Origin of the sequence: Photobacterium makurazakiensis, from assembly GCF_050336715.1 — a bacterium.
Classification (GTDB): domain Bacteria; phylum Pseudomonadota; class Gammaproteobacteria; order Enterobacterales; family Vibrionaceae; genus Photobacterium; species Photobacterium makurazakiensis.
This window is the reverse complement of the sequence record NZ_JAKJSJ010000010.1, coordinates 1-19066: the sequence shown is the minus strand read 5'-3', so window position 1 is coordinate 19066 and position 19066 is coordinate 1. Positions and strand designations below refer to the sequence as shown.

Below are 19066 nucleotides of genomic sequence, written 5' to 3'. Positions count from 1 at the left end.
TTATTATTCTCTTTATATATGGACGCGGTAATTACTGGTTATTGCTGTCTTCTTCAAGTTGCACAAGCAAACTTTCAAATGCATCGGCCATTCCTGCTTCAGGCTCGCCACTGTATTTTTGCGCCCAGCTAAGCTGAAAGACCTGCTGCGGTGACACATCAGACAATCGCTTCTCACCTAAAGACTGTTGCTGGACCTGCGGTGGATAATGCGGGGTAATTTTAGCTAAACGCACCGCTTTGCCTTCTAGCGCTTCAAGTACCTTTTCTCTTAACAGTGCCTGCGGCTTATCAAGCAGCACATGTACTTCCAAAAAAGGCTGTGACTCACGGGGTAAGTCCTCGACAGCCAGAGCAGTCAATTCTTCAAGTACTTGCTCAAGTGGTGCAGGAGAGGCGGGTACTTTGAGCATATCGACTACTCTCGGTACCGCAATAGGCGCTAGAGCAGAAACGGCTTGCCCCTCGAGCTGTATAACCACAACCTGGTGGTTATAACCTCGCTCAGACATGGACAGTGGCAGCGGCGAACCGCTATAGCGAACATGCTCTTTTTTTGCAACCCGTTGAGCTAGGTGCAAATGCCCCAACGCCACGTAACTCATATCATCAGCAAAAATCGTTGCAGGCAAAGCGTGTTGATTACCACCAAGTACGCGGCGCTCCGACATTTCTGACAACTTGCCAGAAGCCATATACGCATGCCCCATACCGATGAGTGCTTGATCTTCTTGCTGGCGTTCACGCGCGGCTGCGGTCATTTCACCGTACAGGGTTTCTACCCCTTTGATCAGACGGTCGTCATCGTCACTCAAATCATCGGTACGTAAGTCAGCACTACGCAAGAAAGGGACAGCCAGTACCCAAGCAGTTTGCTTTCCCGAGCTATCACTTAACGGTACCAACATGCGGTCAGTATCTAAGCTGCCATCTTGATGACGGTGGATACCGCCGACCATATGTAGATCAAATGCTTTAAGCAGCTCGTGTGGCGCATCAAGCTTACTCGGAGAGTCATGGTTTCCGCCAATCATAACCACATCAAGTTGTGGCATCGTTTTCGCCAAGCGCGCCATAAAGCGGTACAGCATCCGCCATGCACTCGCTGGGGGATTGGCAGTATCAAAAATATCCCCTGCCACCAACAAAGCATCGATCTGCTGTTGTTCTAGCGTATTAGCAAGCCAGTCCAAAAAACACTGGTGCTCATAATCACGGTTATAGCCATGGAGTTGATGACCAAGATGCCAATCGGAGGTGTGGAGAATTTTCATGACGAATATATCGACCTAATAAGGAAAACTAAGCTGATTGTACCGTAATTTTTCATCCCTCGAAGCCACGCCAAACAGAAAACTTAAGACAAACCCTAGCCAATGCAATAAGATTGACAGCCAAATGCACAACCAAGGATCTGTAACAGCCATGATGTGGTTTAAAAACGTACTTACCTATCGCTTCAGCCGCGAGATCGACCTCAATCCTGACCAACTGGAAAAGCAGCTAGAAGAGTTTCGCTTTACTCCGTGTGGCAGTCAGGATCAGCAGAAATTTGGTTGGGTACATGCGCTAGGTAAACACGGCGATATGTTCACCCATGTTATTGGTGACAATATCTTGATCTGTGCGCGCAAAGAAGAAAAAATGCTGCCAGCCTCAGTGATCAAAGAGTCACTAAATGAGAAGGTTGAAGCACAAGAGCTGGAGCATGGCCGCAAGCTGAAAAAGAGCGAGAAAGACACCATCAAAGATGAAATCGTGATGGATCTTCTTCCGCGTGCATTCAGCCGTAAGAGCCAAACTTACGCGCTAATCATGCCAAAAGAAGGCTATGTCCTTGTCGATGCGGGTAGTTTCAAAAAAGCAGAAGATATGCTCGCACTGCTACGTAAATCTATCGGTAGCCTACCTGTTATTCCGGTTACACCAGAAAAACCAGCTGAATTGACCATGACAGAGTGGGTTCGCTCGAACACTTCACCAAGCGGTTTCACTATTGGCGAAGAAGCTGAACTGAAAGCGATTCTTGAAGATGGCGGCGTGATCCGCTGTAAGCAACAAGATCTATCTTGTGATGAAATTCTTGCTCATATCGAAGCAGATAAACTCGTTACCAAGCTGGCAATCAACTGGCAAGATCGCATTGATTTCGTCTTGGCCGATGACTTATCAATCAAGCGCCTGAAGTTTTCAGATGAGCTGAGAGATCAAAACGAAGACATCGACCGTGAAGAAATGGCAGCACGCATTGATGCCGATTTATCTTTAATGGCGGGTGAATTCTCGGCTTTCTTACCGAACTTATTCGAAGTACTTGGCGGCCTAGAAGCTAAAGCTTAAACCAAGCTTATTCCTTCAGCCCATTAAATAGCGAGAAACAGAAGCTCTACGCATTCTGTTTCTCGCTTTTTTATTCCGTTTTCATTGCCATTGTATTGTGCAGCCGATCACAGTAAAATCCCGCCTCACATCCGTATCCCACTGCGATACGGCCTGATTTGGAATCAGACACTGGAATCTAAGAGCTATGTTTAAACCTGAATTGTTATCGCCTGCGGGCAGCCTTAAAAACATGCGTTACGCATTCGCCTATGGCGCAGATGCTGTTTACGCAGGTCAACCTCGTTACAGCCTTCGAGTTCGCAACAACGAATTCAACCACGAGAACCTACAAATCGGTATCAATGAAGCACATGCCCAAGGCAAGAAGCTTTACGTGGTATGTAACATTCAGCCGCATAACTCGAAACTAAAAACCTTTATTCGCGATCTTAAACCTATCGTAGAAATGGGCCCAGACGCCTTAATCATGTCTGATCCAGGCCTTATCATGATGGTACGTGAAAACTTCCCTGACATGCCTATTCACCTGTCGGTACAAGCGAATGCGGTTAACTGGGCTACAGTGAAATTCTGGTCAACACAAGGTGTTGAGCGTGTCATTCTATCGCGTGAGCTTTCTTTAGAGGAAATCGAAGAGATCCGCGAACACTGCCCAGAGACCGAACTCGAAATTTTCGTTCACGGTGCATTATGCATGGCTTACTCAGGCCGCTGCCTACTTTCAGGCTACATGAACAAACGCGATCCTAACCAAGGTACGTGCACTAACGCTTGTCGTTGGGAATACAAAACAGAAGCAGCAAAAGAAGACGAAAACGGTCAGATTGTTGAAGCGAACCCAGCTAATACTGGTGTTAACGTACAGGAAGTTGAAGTGCAAGAAGCACGCCCTGACAATACACTCGGTCTTGGTAAACCAACAGACGAAGTTGTTTTACTTTCTGAGTCTCACCGCCCTGAAGAAAAAATGGCCGCTTTTGAAGATGAGCACGGCACTTACATTATGAACTCGAAAGACCTACGTGCTATTCAACACGTAGAACGTCTAACGAAGATGGGTGTGCACTCACTTAAAATTGAAGGCCGTACTAAATCTTTCTATTACTGTGCGCGTACTGCTCAGGTATACCGTAAAGCCATTGATGATGCAGTCGCTGGCAAACCATTTGATGAAAGCCTAATGGGGACGCTAGAAAGCCTGGCTCACCGTGGCTACACCGAAGGTTTCTTACGTCGTCATACACATGATGCGTACCAAAACTACGAATACGGTTACTCTATTTCTGATACTCAGCAATTTGTGGGTGAGTTCACTGGTAAGCGTCGTGGCGATCTTGCTGAAGTCGATGTTAAGAATAAGTTCATGGTTGGCGACAGCCTTGAAGTAATGACACCGCAAGGTAACGTTGTTTTCACGCTTGAAGTCATGGAAAACCGCAAATCAGAATCTGTTGATGATGCAAAAGGTAATGGCCACTTCATGTTCATTCCTGTGCCTGCAGATATGGACTTAGAGTACGGCCTACTAATGCGCAACCTAAGCGACGGCCAAGATACTCGAAGCCCGCACGGTTCAGTAGACGGTAAATAATTCGATGGCATTGCTCATTAATGACAAATGCATCAACTGCGACATGTGTGATCCTGAATGTCCGAACGAAGCGATCACCATGGGCGAAGAGTTCTATGAAATAGATCCTGCTCGTTGTACTGAATGTAAAGGGCACTACGACAAACCAACCTGTCAGTCTGTTTGTCCGATTACAAAATGTATCATCGTCGATCCCGATAATGTCGAAACCGACGACGAGCTACTTGAAAAATTCGTAACCCTTCAAGGGCTCACCTGATCTGTTTGACGAAAAAAAGCGCCGATAGGCGCTTTTTTTATACCCTTTATTCGGCTATCAATGGCAGCATTTAACTAGAAGCCATAAGCAACATTAAAACGGATATCACGACCAGGTTCGAGCGTCCCCTGAGCGACCTCACCGTTATTGCCGTAACTTGCATGTGAACGATAGGCTTTATCCAGCAAGTTCTTAATGGTCAGCGTTAAGGTAAGATCTTGATTTGCGACTGGCAGCCACTGCGCATAAATATCATGCACAGCATAACCTGCTTTTTCATCATACCCTTCAGCGACATCGGTTAACCGCGCGACATAGCGACCGTTATAGCCAATATCAAGGCCATCAAAAACTTGGTAGCCGATATCCGCAACCCACGTATCCCCTATCGCTGTACCAATGCCTTTGGTGTCGTCATTCAATGGCTCACCATTTAATTCCGGACGCGACTGGTTATAACTCAAGCTGGTTGAGACAGCTTGCCAATGGTAACCCACACGTGCAGTAAACCCTTTAGTTTCAAGCTCACCTAAATTATCCAGCTCACGTTGCTCTGTCTCGCCAACAACATCCTCAACCTTAGTAACATAGGCCGTTGCCGAGACACTCAGCCCATCACGGATCCAGTTAACGCCTAATTCCGTATTTTTAGCCCGCTCTTCTTTTCGATCTTCACTACTGTTTGAGCCATCAAGCTTAAAAATTTCACGCACTTGTGCACCACGCACGGCTTCAGCATAGCCGCCATAAACAGATAGCCCCGGAAGCACTTCATAGGTCAGGCTTGCATTCGGGCTGAAGCCACTGTGGTCAAAGCTTGGTCCGTTTGACTCTTGCAGCTCATACTCGTCATAACGTCCGCCCAAGCTCAGCAGCAGCGTATCAATCAAGTAAATATCACCTTGGGCATATACCCCTTTCACTTTACCGCTGTCTTTATCAGAGCCATAAATAGGGCTGCCTAGCGTACCTTCATCATCACGGTATTCGACGCCGTAGGTTACGTTATGCTTACCAGCAAATGTGCTGGTATTACGAATATCAGCGCCATAGCTTTTTGCCTCACCCAAATAATCACCCCATGGGCCATCAATATGCTCTAGCGAGGTTTCTGTTCCATAAACCGTAACATCCAGTGCCAGCCATGAGTTATTGGCGGGATCAAACAGGTAATTACCAGTATAGGTTTCACGGATCATTTCTTGGTTAATCGGCACATTTTTGAAGCTTTCGACCCACTGTGGACGATGATAGCGAAAAGCCTCATCTTCACGTCTGTCATAACTTAATGTCAGCTTTTGTGACTCGGTAAACTCACCGACTAATTTTACGAATCCGACTTTATTTTCGGCTCCGGTATGAGCTTGCTCATCACCATTGCCATCGGTAAAGTTATCCAGATCGCTATAAGATAATGTCGCAAGTGCACTGATAGTATCGGTTAAGTAACCATAACCACTCAGGCTGGTCTTATAGCCTTCTGTATTATCGTAATATCCAGCCTTCACCAAGGCACCGTAACGCTGATCGCCCCATAGTAAATCTGACGGATCTTTGGTTTTGAAGCGAATTGCTCCCCCTAGCGCCCCTGCACCATCCGTTGCTCGACCAGCACCGGCAGAAACTTCCACTTGCTGTAACAACTCGGGTTCGATCGATAATTGCCCTTGGTGATGGTAGATATAGCCAGACTGAGTTGCCCCATCAATGGAAACGTTCAACATGGTATCTTCAAGCCCTCGCACATAAATCTTCTGCGATACACTTGAACCACCACCGATGCTAACCTCTGGATCAGTGCGGAAAATATCGCTCAGATCATTGGCTTGACGTTTTTGTAGCTGATCGGCATCGATCACAATATCCGGCAACGAGGATACTCTCCCAGTCACCACCATTGTCTCATCAATCAATTCATTCTCTGATTGAGCTTGGGCTGGGTTCATAACCAGTGCAGCAGAAACAGCAACACTAAGAAAAGTCAGGGGAAATGTACGGCCTTGTATCATTTGCTTTATCCAATATTAATGAGAAGCATTATCAATGCATCTCATTGTCTAGACTGAGCGATTCAAGTAAACAAACTTTACAACTGTTACATTCAAATCCGTTTAAAGTCAGTCACCTATATTCCACACAGTAATACTTAGCCTCTATCTGGAAGTAAGCCCGCAAAAAAATACCAACAGGAAATAGCTCTACCCGACACAAGTAATAGAGCTATCAGGCAGAACGATTAATCATGGTGTTAAGAAAGATCGGAGTGATAAAAATTAAATCAGGAAAGTTACGACACAAAGCTATAGCCTTTACCATGCAAGGTCAGTAATTGGTCCGCAGGCATGCCAACAGCAATCAGCTTCTTTCTTATTCGGCTCAAGTGCATATCTAAACTGCGATCGTAAAGTGCATATTCCCGCTCAAGCACTTGCCGATAAAGGTAGGGTTTCGGTAATACTTCATTCCGCTGCGAGGCCAGAGTCCAAAGCAATTTAAACTGAATGGGGGTCATTGCTATCATATTACCAGCAAAAGACACATCCATTGATTGGCGATCCATAACGAGCTTATCGAGAACGAGTTCCTTTCCTCTAATCTCAAACTGCTTTGCTGAATAACTCCGCCGCAATATCGCATCAATGCGATAGCATAGCTCCTGAACAGAGCGCTTCACTGGCATATAATCATCTGCACCGTACCGAAAACCTATCACTCCCTCAGTATGTTGACCTTCCATCGTCAGTACAATAATGGGGATTGGGGTCAACTCACGACACTGTTTAAGCAAAGCCCACTCATGCATACCTGAAAGCCGCATAGACAAAATAATGAAACTGACCGCTTTTCGTTTTACCTCATCAAGTACTTCACTCCCATTACGGCAACGCTTTACCATGTAGCCATCTTGCCACAATCTCTCACAGATGAGTTGGTTGTACTTTTCATCGGGCTCTGCGACCAAAATCGTTACTTCCTGAGAAAAATTCCGTTTCGTTAGACTCATTTTCAATTAGCTGTCGGTTATCGTTAAAAATAAAAAAGGGCTTAATGATATTAATTATCAATATCATTAAGCCCTTAATTGCTTCCAGCCTCAATAATTAAATTCGTTTCATACAAATTATTAGAGGCACATCAAACTCCCATTCACAAAACTTATCACTATAGTGCGAATGCTAATTCTTTCATCTTCACCTCTTGCTGCAGTTTGGCAAAGGCTACTTTATCTTTGAGCAAAACAGGTTTTACGTCATCACCAAACCATTCTAAGGACGCCGATTTATTGCTATCTGTAATGATATCGGCCAAAAATGCCTTGTAATCCAGTGCCCCCTCAAACAAAGAGACCATTCCCTCCCGGGTTCCTGCTGGTGAATAAACATTATCAGGGGCGAAAACGGATAGCTGGTGACGCGATGCAATATTCTTTAGATGATAGTGAGCAACGTTTTCCTCTATCTTTTGGTGAAACTCACAGGGATCAGCCCCAGACTCCCACACGTGTAACGTGTCAAAATTGATCTTCAAGGCAGGATGGTCAACTTGATCTAATAGCTGAAAAATAGAAGACGGAGTATCTGCCAGCGTATTGGGGTGAGTTTCGACCAATACCTCTAACCCAAGCCCAGCAGCATAATCACAAACATGCCTTAAGCGAGTAATCATCTCGGCTCTCTCACCTCTGCTCACACTCTCGCTAGCAATATGGCCAGCAAATGTACGGATCTTGGGCGTCTTCCAAAAATTGGCCAACTGGCAAACAGATTGGCATTTTTCTTGTGCTATTCGACGCTCACCAACAAGGGGGATGTAGTCACTAACCATTGAGACCGATAACCCCATATCTGCTAACCACTTGGCATCATATTGTGGTTGTAATGCAAGGCTGCGGCCATGTACTCCCCATAGCTCAATACCATCAAAGCAGTTTGAGCGCGCCCACTCAGCTAAATATTCCAATGACACCAGCTGATGACGAAACGAAATGGTGCAGATCGATAATTGCATTTTTTTCTCCTCTGCTACTATCAGCACACAGTGCTAAACGTAAATTCACACCAATCCATGTACGCTTCATATAAGCGTGCTCTGATCTTGTTTTCAGTCTTCTCTTGTTTCTCCAGCAGGGTGTAAATCCCTTTAACTAACTCGGTATTCTCTGTCTGTGCCAGTTTCATCACTTGGTATTGCACATTTGAATAGGTTTGCACCAGCTCCTCGACCACATCACACCAATGTTCGAATTCATCATCAGGTAACCCTAAAGCACGCCAGAAAAACGCAAAGCCATGTTCATAAGCATATTTACGAACGGCGATGACCTTTATCTCTCTCAGTGCTTGGCTTAGTTCGCCGAGTGAAGACACACCTTCCCCCTGCACGTAATAGATCAGGATGCTTTTAATTGCGTCATTCAAAGGGCGGTTTTTAGATGTAAAGCACAGCTCAAAATATGCTTTTATATCTTCATCATTTGCAGAGTGAAGCACCTTTGCATCAAAGTAGTACCCCCCCGCAACAGTTGGCTGAGCAATCGCATTGATCACGCGATCACTATCAATCTCGCCCTCCCAGCGGAAGTCCGGATCTGACATCATAAAAGTGTTTGGTCTCGAGCCTTGCTGAAGTAACACGTAATGGGGAAAAGGATTCTGACTGAATTTATTTTCTCGTTCGGGCAACTGGTACATATCTAACATCACCATCAGCGGCATAGAGTTAGGCTTCCCTGCCAGCAGAGTCATCATTGTTTCAATGTTGTCATTCTTGCTCTTACTTCCCTCATACCAAGCAATCAAATCGCCACCATATAAACGCTTATACCAGTCGCGAAAGACACGGTGATCAACATCATCCGAGTGATAGCGTAAATGGTAATTATCTGTCACCGTAAATTCGGCATCCCACACCCCAAAATAAAAAGGCCGATGGTCAATACCCGCGCGCTTCAACGATTCACAGACACAGCTAACAAAACAATGGACTTTGACATCCTCAAACTCTTCCGACTCCATGCTTGTTTCATCAACGCTAACCTCACTCTCATTGGCCAAACCCACAATAAACGACGCTAAACTCGCAACCGTCTCATAATCTTTCTTACTTAGATTCTCGTCAGGAACTTTGACCCCTAGATCAAGTTCAAGATGTAGCATCAGCTGTAAAACCAAAACGGAATCTAAATAAAGATCTTCATTAAGCCGTGCATGTTCATGAAAAGCGTCCAAACAAGGGCTCTTCATCGACTCTTCTAGCACCTGTTTAATTGCCAACGTAACCTGCTCATAAGTCATCAATCTATCCTCCTTAACCGATTGCCGAAATGGCAGGTTCAGTCTTTGCTAACGCAAGTCGATCTACTTTTCCGTTAGGCAACTTATCTATCTGTTCCACCTGCTGAATATCAACAGGGAGTTGAAAAGCGGCTAACCGGGTACTGCACCAACGTCTGATTAGGCTAGGAGAAAGACTTTCATCAGCAACAAATTGAAGGCACACCCTGTCACCCGCGAGTGCATCTTGGCGCTTAAATACAACGGCATCGGTGATCTCCGGCAATTCGCTCACCGCATCTTCAACATCTTTCGGATACACATTCAAACCAGCAACATTGATAAGGTCATCGGCACGAGCAACAAAATGCAGCCGTTGCTGCTCATCGAAATAGCCTAAGTCTCGGGTATGAATAACCTCGCCATTAACTGTAACGGTGATCTCTTCTGGCTGCTGATGGCAACGTCCAGCTTGAACGTGTAGATGGGGCAATACATACCCCACGCTATTATTGGTTTCTGTATTCGGGTTAATGGCTATACAGCCGACTTCCGAGCAGCCATATTGCTGAAAAATATGCTCTGCACGATACTGCAAAGCTTCAAAACAGGCTTTCGGCAACAAAGTGCCTGAAGTCATCACCGCATGTAATTGCTTAGATTGTGGGTATAGCGTTGCAATAGACTGAAGCAAGGCTGGCGATGAATAAAGAAGATGATTTGGCGTTTGTTGCAATACCTTAATCAAGTATTTCGGATTGAGCTGATTGATGATCAGTGGGATCTGCCGACGCTTCAATGCAACCATCACTCCGGCAATTAGCCCATAAGAATGCGTAATAGGGCAAGCAATGATAGGCGTCATGCTATTCGGCGCAGTGAATGTCGAAATATAGCTATCTAATTCCTGATCAATAGAACGCCAAGAGCGACAAATAACCTTTGGCTCACCCGTCGTACCTGAACTGGTTTGTACCAATACGGCTTCAGTTTCAGGAATATCGTTCCCCAAAGGTAAGCAATGCGCTACTGTATTAATGAGTAGATAGTGACACTTAGCCTTTACTGCCATACGTTTAGCTGCCAAGCGAGGCATATCTGCATGGATGGGATAAAGAGACCCGCCTGTTTTTTTTAGATATAAACACAGTGCTAACAAGTACGCAGGATCTGAGCTGCATAATGCAATTCGCTTCCCTTTACAGCGTGAAAGCACATCATGACGAGCAAACTCTTGATAGCGAGCTAAAAAGTAATCATCGCCGTAATAATCATCGTTGATGTAAATCATAAGATCCTTCTGTTCTATCCTTTTCAAAACTCAGCGGGTTGGGAATGAGGTGGTGGCACTCATCTTTTGCCGCGATTAACTTTCGTGTTAATAAAGACTCTGTTAGTACATACGGCTGACCATGCCCCAGCATTGCTAGCCGCTCAGACAATTCAGGGTGTTCAATCTGATAACCATGGAGGCAATCCATCACTTCTTGCCAAAAGTCGGCATCGCAAAATTCATAGTGAGTCATCAATAGGTGGGCGATTTCTGTTAAGTTATAAACAAACAACGTATCCATCACTAGTTCACGTAACAGCTCGATAGATTCCGCTCGGTAATAATTGTCGCGACCGTCAGCAAGAAAAGTAGGGAGATGTTCCTTATCCGCAAGAAAACTATCTGTGAATTCAACGCTTTCATGGAAGTCCCTGACAATCAGCCTAGTCGGCCACCCATCAGCTACTACCAACACCATATTTTGTCCATGCGCTTCTAGCGCAATGCCATGCTTAACTAATAGGTGCCAAACCGGAATCACGACCACCTGTAGCAGCCGAGTAAGCCAACGCTTAAGGCCAAACTGTTCCACCCATCCAGAAATAAACGGCATACCGTCATGCTCAACCATCATCAAGGCATTAAAAGGGATCGCCTGCTCACCTGCAGCCAATACACTTTCGACACTCTGTCGCATGATCAGCGCAAGCTGTCCATCAGCTGGCTCGGTGTGCAATGGGCACTCTGGAGGCTTAAATATGGCTGCCGCAAACTCTTCTAATACCGAGAGTCCTGACAAAGAGGGATCATTTGAAGTGACGGCTGATAGCCAAGTCGATATCTCTGGTGCTCGGCAAACCGAATACGGTTCCAATGTCCGTTTGGAAGATGTATTCACCATGTTTATAGGCAACTTGACGTGAGCTTTCGCGGCTTGTGACATATTAATCAGCGTTCGGACCGATTGGGTCGCTGAGTAATGATCGCCAGCGACGCCCAGAGGGATCACCACCAATAGTGATTCTTGCCTTTCGAGCCATGTTGCTTTCAACTGCTGGTACTGCCAAGGGTGGACTGGCAACAGAGCATATTCATCCCATGACACCCCGTAGTGGCTTAATTGAGTTGTTAGTTGGCGCCAACTTTCAAGGCCTAACTCATGCAACCAAAACACATCATGTACACTCGGCAAGGCCGTTTGAAGGTGAGTTAACTTCACGGCTAACCATTCAAGCTGGAACCGAGCGCCTGATTCTGGGCCATAAGATTGATGATCAGTAAGACTAAAAGCCGTACGTGCTTTAAATGAAGGATGATAAGGGTGCCCCTCATCGAGTAGCCCTTCCAATTCAGCGTATTGACAGATCCGGCGCGACAGCTTGCGAGTCAAATTCAACGAATTCCAATCGCATAAACGCACTGTCTGGGAAAGCTCTTCTAATAAGCTGTGCTTTATCTCATTTGGCGATGGTAATTCATTGATGAGTTCAATCAACGCGGTGGAAAAATCACGGCACATATACCGATTTATCGTCAAGGTTGTAATATCAACCCTCACTCGGCCAAAACCAGTCACCCGCCCCTGCACTGAGTAATGGGTACGAGCAAGTGTCCAGCCAAAAGTGCCACTATGTTCGGGTAAAGCGGAATAGGTTGCATCGACAAAACGTTCAAATATCAATGCTTCAACTAACTGCCTCAGTACCCGCTGAGTCACAGACAGAGGGGAAATTTCAGGCAATGGCATGAGTCGGCAACTCTCGGTTATATGGCTGCTCTACCAGCAATGGATTATCAATAAAGGTATAAACCGACTGTTCATTTTCAGTTTGTAACTCATCAATATCATGGACCCTTGTCAGCAAATTGGCTTTCATTGGCAACTTCTCTTCATGCAACAGCCTTTGCACAAACTTTTTGCCAGCCCCGACTAAACGACGTTCCAGACCAGATAACCGCTGCTGGGCAAACGCCAGTAAACTCGGCTCGTCCACAATACCATCAGCCCCTAAGCGACCTATGATTGCAAAAAGATTATTCACCATAAGGTAGTAACAAAATCGGTCGCAAATCATCTCATCATCAAAGTAAAGATCAGCGACAATGGCTAAGTCAGGGTCCAAACTAGCCTGATAGGCTTGGTAGGATTTAGATAAGTAGTAACCTTGGTTATCTCTAAAATAATAGGTCTTAGGCAGCCCTTGCTGATCCAAGGCCAACACACTATTTTGCTGATGCGCTTCTAATGCAATACCGTGCTCATCATAAAGGTGGATCATTGGTTCAATAGCACATTCCCAGTAAGCCGCGAACCACTTCATCGCAGCCAGAAATAGGGTGCAATTATTCACTATCGATAACCGTTTAACCTGATGGTGAAGTAATGATGCGTTACCGGGCAACGGGTCTTGGGCTAATGCCGCAAGCGACGTCGTGTCTTGATCATTTCCCTGCTTAAAACTGTTTTCTCTGATGATAATTTCAAAACCACTCTCTGCTAATTCAGGTACATCCACCGTGATATAAGCAGGATCGGCGACTATCTGAAAGCTGGGATATAAAGATGAAAAACCAGTCTTACGATATAGCCGAGTCATCACGACACCAGCCTCGAGCTCGTGTCGCTTATTAACCCTTAAAGAGTTGGTAATTTTTACGGGAAGGGAAAACTTAAACATCCAATCAAGTGCCGGACTGTATAAAGATCGGACTGAGGATGTTGCAGTAAACTGTGGCCCATGAGCGCCACAGTCGACAATAAGACCAGCATCAATTAAACGAATAACATAAGGTTGATGCAACAACCATTGCGCCTGAAGTGGGTGCATCGGCAATACAACGTAATCCTCACGCACTAACGCTTCGGTATCTAAACTACTCGCAATAATTTCTTCAGTATCACAGAGTAAAGCTGACCGTTGGCGAACAAGAGAATGGTGAACCTGAAAGTAGTTCAGTTTGAAATAACCCTTCATCTCGGGGGCATAGAATTCATGGTGATATTCCAGCATCCCCTGCCTGCTTTTAGGCGTCGGATGTTGCCAGTGACCAAACACTAACATCTGCTCAGTATCAATGAACCGAATAGCAGTAGGCGCCGGTGTGCACATATGATGAGTAATATAACGAGCCATCAATTGCTCGCTATCAACAATACGCCTGAGTAGCTCTTGCTCCTCATTATGGGAAGCTTTATTGTCGCAGTAGGAACTGTAAATTTCTCTCACCAGCATGGATATGACGTTAGCTAAAGGTATTACCTGCACGCCTGAGTCGTCGGTGAATAGTACGACCTGATGGAACCGATGCCGACCAACTACGGTGCGATAAGCAACTTCGAGCATCAAGAACCCTCCCCTATGAGTCAAAGGAAGCTTTACCCACCAAGCATGCTTACGCGCCATTAATTGATTAAAAGTACCCAGCTCACTCTCAGGAAGTGAACCTAAAAGGCAACTTTTCTTCCCCCACTCGCCGCCATCAACTTCTCGTAAATATCCATTAATAAAGGCATGAAACGAAGCTTGAGTCGCTATGTTTTTAGCCCTTTGTTCCATTATTTTTTCATCAAACATTGCGTCACTGACATCCATATCGAGAAGGCATAGTTAGCGATAATTATTGATAATGGTTATCATTACAACTCAAGTTACAATTGTTACGATGAAGGTTGATGGGGATTCCGAGCTTTAAATACCAAGCTAGCAACTATGGTGTGAGTTAGAGGAATATGTGTTTCATCTCTAATCAAACAAATAGAATAAGATGTCAAACAACAAAGAGTTACCGCTAGTTGGCCCTCCCATTCGCACTTTTTTTTATTATGCTATTCCTTCACTGATCGGGTTACTCGCTATATCAACAACCAGTGTGATTGATGGACTTTTTATCGGCCATATTCTAGGAGCTAACGCGCTAGCAGCTGTTAATTTCCTTATCCCTTACCTCACCTTGATGTTTGCCTTCGCATTAATGATAGCTATTGGGGGATCGGTAATAGCAGGCAAATGCCTAGGAGAAAAAGATAGCGCAGGAGCAAGCGCTACCTTTACTCAGTCGATGTTGGCAATCATCGTAATAGCCATATTGATGGCATCTCTTTCTTATTTTTTTGAATCCCAGCTATTTCGATTACTTGGCGCGCCAGAAGTACTGCACATAACCATGAGCCGTTATTACCAAGTGATCTCATTTTGCTTAATCATCCAGCTATCTAACCTTGTTCTTTATTACTTTATAAGGCTCGATGGCAATCCTGTACTCGGAACACAAGGCTTAATCATAGGGGCTATGACTAATATCTCCCTTGATGGATTATTTATTGGGTATTTAGGTTGGGGAATAGAATCGGCAGCTTGGGCAACAACAATAGCGCAAGCTATACAGTGCCTATATTTATCGCGTTTTTTTAAACAGCCTAATCGTCGACTTCGGGTAACACTTTACGGCTTATCGCTGCAAGCATTAGCACGCTCACTCTACAATGGCTGCTCTGAGTTTATTAATGAACTATCTGTCGGCATTGTAATATTTACCATCCATTGGCTGATAGTAAGACAGTCTGGAGAACAAGGTATTGCAGGTTTTGCCATTGCCAATTACCTCTTGTTCGTCGGCATGATGATCTATTATGGTTTTATTGACTCGCTCCACATCCTGATCAGCCAAAATGTTGGGGCTGGAAAAATTCATCGTGTCCACAGCTTTATGGCGGTCGCCACGATAACCATTGGACTCGTTTGTATTGGACTAGCCAGTATCGCACTGTACGCCAGCAATATCATCACGGGTATCTTTCTCGACAATCCATCATCACAAGCAGGCTTGCAGGCTAAGCAGTACCTCAACTACCTATGGCCATGCTTTTTATTCAGTGGTTTCAATGTATTGCTTTCAGCTTATTTTACCGCTATGCAACAGCCAATCCCGTCTGCATGTATTTCTCTGTTACGAGGATTAATATTACCCATCACATTATTACTTCTATTTTCGGCATTGAACAATGACTTACATTTTTTATATGCACTACCGCTTGCTGAGGCAACGACACTTTTCGTTGCCGTTGCACTATATATCAAGCATCTAAAACAGCTCCGAAGCAAGCCTATCGATGCCCCTTGTCTTTATTGATGTAATACGGCTAAACACTGGGGTGGAGGAGTTGGAGGAAGGCGTTTACGCGTCTTTACAACCTTTTTTGGGGCTGTTTTTGACTTGGGTTGAGGTTTCCAAGACGCTAGTTCGGCGCCGCAACCATCGCCGGCTGGTGGTGCCTTTTGAGGCTTACAGCTGGTATCTCCATCTGGGCAATGTAGGCGAACATGGAAATGATAATAATGCCCCCACCATGGACGTACTTTTCGTAACCAATCACGATTCGTCCACTCGCGTTGGCACAATTGTTCCTTAATCACAGGGTGAACAAAAATGCGTGCAACTCGCTCATCTGCAGCAGCTAACTGAACCAATAAGGCTTGCTTCTCTCCCCAGTTTTCCTTATTAATCTTGTAGTCCTTAATATGGACCATTGGCAGCGGCTGTACATCAACAAGCTCTTTTTCAGAAAGGGGGCTATTGGTCAATTTGAGCCAAATGTCTGCATCTAACCCCGTTTGATGACTAGCATGGCCTGAAGAAAAACGGCCACCTCGAGGCATCGCAATATCGCCCACCAATAATTGTCCAAGTTTAAGCTGTTGGACATCGGTCGAAAGCCCGTGTAAAAACGCAATCATCTCTTTATGGCCATAGTAGCGGCCACGATGGGAACGCATCACCTGAAAGCCATCACCTGCAAGAGGTAGATTCTCACCGCCAGCAAGGCAGCCATTATTATACGTTCCTATCGACTCTGACTGCCCTTCACTTGGAGTCTCTACTTTTTCCCATGGACTTGCTGCACTCGCAAAACTAACCAACAGCGCAAAAATACAAATTAAGAATTGCTTCACTATACTCTCCATCAACCTTATAACAGCATAGCAAGCACGAAAAAGGCTGCCAGATGGCAGCCTTTTTTTGTAGAAGCAAATAACGAAGTAACGATTACTTCATTTGTTGATCAAGGTTTAGGATAGTTAATGCATTACTAACGCTAGTTGCCAATACATCCACGACCCCTGAACGTAATGCACCAAGCAAAGCAAGTGCCTTACTGTTTTCAGCTGCAGTAACAACAACCGTTGGAATATGGCGTAGCTCTTCCATACTCAAACCAATAACACGATCACTCATCATGGTATCGGCATGCTGCCCCTGGCTATCAAAAAAGTCATAACCCGCAATATCACCGACGACACCTTTTCGAATCCGTGCCTCTACAATTTCTTGTGGTGTAAACCAGCCTAATTTCACCATGTGGCTATTTTCATTCATATCACCCACCCCAACAAGCGCTACATCAGCGCGACGTGCACGGTCGAGTGTTTCTTTCACCGTGCCGTTCTTCATGAAGGCTTCTTTTACTTTAATATCTTCAACGTAGGCTGGTGCATATAAGGTTTCACTGATCCCACCATATTTCTTCGCTAATAACCGGCAGATATGATCAGCATTTATCGCATTACCTGAGCGATGTGTACCGCCAATACCACTGACAAAGCGACACTTACGATGGGGAACGACACCAACATGGCTAGCAATAGAAGCTATGTTGCGCCCCTGTCCCACAGTCACGACCATATCATCGGTTAGCGCAGAGGAAAGGTAGCTAGAAACTAAACTGGCAACTTGTTGACGCTGACTTTCATCATCAGGCTGATCAAGTGCAATTAGCGCACGTTTAAGGTTGAAACGCTCTATCAGCTGCTGCTCTAACTTCTCGCTAAATACCGGGTGATATTTAACGGTAATTTCAACCACACCCTCATCCCTTGCTCGACGCAATAGTCTCCCTACTTTTGCGCGAGACATACCAAATTTTTTAGAAATTTCTTCCTGTGTCGCGCCATCTTGATAGTAGGCGATTGCAATTTCAGTCAATAAATCGCTATCAACATGGGTATTATCACTGGGGGTGGCTGTCATAACCATTCCTTGTATTACACGGAAAATAAGCGCTTATATTTTAACGTTATTATGAAGGTTCAGCGAGCACTCACGGCTCTACTCTTATTCTAAGCCGCATAAAAATAACCAATAGAACGAAAGACTAGAAAATATACAGGCGTAAAAAAGCCCAAGTCTTTCGACGGGGCGCCTAGTCTTGGGCTATTTGGCTAAACATTGTTTACTGATACAAAAAAGCCTCAGCATTTCTGCTGAGGCTTTCGAAGAAGTGGCGGAGCGGCTGGGCTGGTATTCCAGCGGGACTCATTCGGCCAGAGGGCGAACAATCACATTACCCAGACGTAAAAAAGCCCAAGTCGTTAGACTCGGGCTTAATATAGTGGCGGAGTGGACGGGACTCGAACCCGCGACCCCCGGCGTGACAGGCCGGTATTCTAACCAACTGAACTACCACTCCGCAGTGTCTATTCAGCATAAAGCTATTACTTACAATAAAACGGTTAACCGCTTTATTTTTGCCTTCATCTTTTTCTAAAAAAGATGAAAACGAATAGGGAACTTGGCGATGACCTACTCTCACATGGGGAAACCCCACACTACCATCGGCGCAACTATATTTCACTTCTGAGTTCGGCATGGGATCAGGTGGTTCTATAGTGCTATGGTCGCCAAGTAAATTCTTTTACACAGTTCAGGTTATTACTAACACAAACTTAAAATTGGGAGCCTGGCGATGTCCTACTCTCACATGGGGAAACCCCACACTACCATCGGCGCTATTACGTTTCACTACTGAGTTCGGCATGGGATCAGGTGGGTCCATAATGCTATGGTCGCCAAGCAAATTCTTTTGAAAACATCCCGCTGGCTATAAAGCCCGCTAGCTGTGTTAAGTTGCTCTCTCGCTTGGTCATTTAGCAGGCTAAACTCCCTCACTCGAATCACAACTTGTCTTGCTATCGAACTTTATCCCGGCGCTACCTCTGGTAGGCGGAATATCTTCATAATCTGGGAAAATCTGACTAGTTTCTCAAACACCATTCAAGTGTTTCGTGGAGTCCGTAAAAACCCCTTGGGTGTTGTATGGTTAAGCCTCACGGGCAATTAGTATCAGTTAGCTCAATGCCTCGCAGCACTTACACACCTGACCTATCTACGTCGTAGTCTCCAACAACCCTTTAGGATACTTAAAGTATCAGGGATGACTCATCTCAGGGCTCGCTTCGCGCTTAGATGCTTTCAGCGCTTATCGATTCCGAACTTAGCTACCGGGCAATGCCACTGGCGTGACAACCCGAACACCAGAGGTTCGTCCACTCC

Annotated in this window: 14 protein-coding genes, 1 tRNA gene and 3 rRNA genes; 4 read left to right on the top strand and 14 right to left on the bottom strand. The window is 45.3% G+C overall.

The window, feature by feature from the left end:
- Positions 1 to 31: 31 nt before the first annotated feature.
- Positions 32 to 1273: an exonuclease SbcCD subunit D gene (locus tag L4D09_RS02550; RefSeq protein WP_428455921.1), complete on the bottom strand. Its 1242-nt coding sequence runs from the start codon at positions 1271 to 1273 to the stop codon at positions 32 to 34.
- Positions 1274 to 1427: 154 nt separating this feature from the next.
- Here L4D09_RS02550 and rdgC point away from each other — a divergent pair, with 154 nt between their 5' ends.
- The 3 genes from rdgC (at position 1428) to L4D09_RS02535 (ending at position 4192) form a co-directional block, all read left to right on the top strand.
- Positions 1428 to 2339 carry a recombination-associated protein RdgC gene (rdgC, locus tag L4D09_RS02545; RefSeq protein WP_428456134.1) on the top strand — a complete coding sequence of 304 codons (912 nt, stop codon included), beginning with the start codon at positions 1428 to 1430 and terminating at the stop codon, positions 2337 to 2339.
- Positions 2340 to 2526: 187 nt separating this feature from the next.
- Complete coding sequence (gene trhP / locus L4D09_RS02540) at positions 2527 to 3933, top strand: prephenate-dependent tRNA uridine(34) hydroxylase TrhP (RefSeq protein WP_428455920.1); 1407 nt, start codon at positions 2527 to 2529, stop codon at positions 3931 to 3933.
- A gap of 4 nt (positions 3934 to 3937) precedes the next feature.
- Positions 3938 to 4192: a YfhL family 4Fe-4S dicluster ferredoxin gene (locus L4D09_RS02535; RefSeq protein WP_428455919.1), complete on the top strand. Its 255-nt coding sequence runs from the start codon at positions 3938 to 3940 to the stop codon at positions 4190 to 4192.
- 74 nt (positions 4193 to 4266) lie between these two features.
- On the opposite strand, the gene L4D09_RS02530 is transcribed toward L4D09_RS02535, so the two are convergent.
- The 7 genes from L4D09_RS02530 to L4D09_RS02500 all read right to left on the bottom strand — a co-directional run bounded on the left by L4D09_RS02530 (position 4267) and on the right by L4D09_RS02500 (position 14295).
- Positions 4267 to 6201 carry a TonB-dependent receptor domain-containing protein gene (locus tag L4D09_RS02530; protein WP_428455918.1) on the bottom strand — a complete coding sequence of 645 codons (1935 nt, stop codon included), beginning with the start codon at positions 6199 to 6201 and terminating at the stop codon, positions 4267 to 4269.
- A 278-nt stretch (positions 6202 to 6479) separates the two neighbouring features.
- Positions 6480 to 7196 (bottom strand): response regulator transcription factor, encoded by a 717-nt coding sequence (locus L4D09_RS02525; RefSeq protein WP_428455917.1) that lies wholly within the window; start codon positions 7194 to 7196, stop codon positions 6480 to 6482.
- Positions 7197 to 7354: 158 nt separating this feature from the next.
- Complete coding sequence (locus tag L4D09_RS02520) at positions 7355 to 8200, bottom strand: sugar phosphate isomerase/epimerase family protein (RefSeq protein WP_428455916.1); 846 nt, start codon at positions 8198 to 8200, stop codon at positions 7355 to 7357.
- Between the two features lie 20 nt (positions 8201 to 8220).
- Positions 8221 to 9486, bottom strand: a complete 1266-nt coding sequence (locus L4D09_RS02515; RefSeq protein ID WP_428455915.1) for a DUF6005 family protein — start codon at positions 9484 to 9486, stop codon at positions 8221 to 8223.
- A 13-nt stretch (positions 9487 to 9499) separates the two neighbouring features.
- The gene (locus L4D09_RS02510; RefSeq protein ID WP_428455914.1) at positions 9500 to 10756 is read right to left on the bottom strand and encodes an AMP-binding protein; all 1257 of its coding nucleotides are present in this window, start codon (positions 10754 to 10756) and stop codon (positions 9500 to 9502) included.
- Complete coding sequence (locus tag L4D09_RS02505; RefSeq protein WP_428455913.1) at positions 10737 to 12485, bottom strand: IucA/IucC family protein; 1749 nt, start codon at positions 12483 to 12485, stop codon at positions 10737 to 10739. Before L4D09_RS02505 ends, L4D09_RS02510 begins: the two co-directional genes overlap by 20 nt.
- On the bottom strand, positions 12472 to 14295 hold the full coding sequence (locus L4D09_RS02500) for an IucA/IucC family protein (protein WP_428455912.1): 1824 nt from the start codon (positions 14293 to 14295) through the stop codon (positions 12472 to 12474). The genes L4D09_RS02505 and L4D09_RS02500 overlap by 14 nt, the downstream gene beginning before the upstream one ends.
- A 208-nt stretch (positions 14296 to 14503) precedes the next feature.
- On the opposite strand from L4D09_RS02500, the gene L4D09_RS02495 reads away from it, so the two are divergent.
- Entirely contained in the window at positions 14504 to 15868 is a 1365-nt protein-coding gene (locus tag L4D09_RS02495; RefSeq protein ID WP_428455911.1) for an MATE family efflux transporter, read from the top strand.
- On the opposite strand, the gene mepA is transcribed toward L4D09_RS02495, so the two are convergent.
- The 6 genes from mepA to L4D09_RS02465 form a co-directional block, all read right to left on the bottom strand.
- Entirely contained in the window at positions 15862 to 16692 is an 831-nt protein-coding gene (mepA, locus tag L4D09_RS02490; protein ID WP_428456133.1) for a penicillin-insensitive murein endopeptidase, read from the bottom strand. The two genes, L4D09_RS02495 and mepA, sit on opposite strands and share 7 nt — an antisense overlap.
- Positions 16693 to 16783: 91 nt before the next feature.
- A complete protein-coding gene (locus L4D09_RS02485; RefSeq protein WP_428455910.1) occupies positions 16784 to 17764 on the bottom strand; it encodes a sugar-binding transcriptional regulator in 981 nt (326 codons plus the stop codon).
- A gap of 362 nt (positions 17765 to 18126) precedes the next feature.
- Positions 18127 to 18203, bottom strand: a tRNA-Asp gene (locus tag L4D09_RS02480).
- Positions 18204 to 18303: 100 nt separating this feature from the next.
- A 5S ribosomal RNA gene (gene rrf, locus L4D09_RS02475) occupies positions 18304 to 18419 on the bottom strand.
- Positions 18420 to 18471: 52 nt separating this feature from the next.
- Positions 18472 to 18587: ribosomal RNA gene (gene rrf / locus L4D09_RS02470) — 5S ribosomal RNA — on the bottom strand.
- Between the two features lie 242 nt (positions 18588 to 18829).
- Positions 18830 to 19066, bottom strand: a 23S ribosomal RNA gene (locus tag L4D09_RS02465); the annotation flags it as partial.